This is a genomic window from Bacteroides caecigallinarum (genome assembly GCF_016902295.1).
GTDB lineage: Bacteria > Bacteroidota > Bacteroidia > Bacteroidales > Bacteroidaceae > Phocaeicola > Phocaeicola caecigallinarum_A.
Map to the genome: position 1 here is coordinate 1 of NZ_JACJLQ010000260.1, position 207 is coordinate 207.

Annotated in this window: 1 rRNA gene; it reads left to right on the forward strand. The window is 51.7% G+C overall.

Annotated features, from left to right (window positions below):
* A 23S ribosomal RNA gene (locus tag H6A27_RS15940) occupies nt 1-207 on the forward strand; the annotation flags it as partial.

Below are 207 nucleotides of genomic sequence, written 5' to 3' on the forward strand. Positions count from 1 at the left end.
GAATAGCCGGTTAAAGAGTGTAGACGTCGATTCCCGCAGGCAAATCCACGGGAAGAGTCGAACTTGAGAGTACACCAACACCTTCGGGTAGCGGTGACAGTGTGGGTAAGCAGACTGCCGAGAAAATCCGCTAAACATAACGTTGTAGGTACCCGTACCGCAAACGGACACACGTAGTCGGGTTGAATATACTAAGGCGCTTGGGTG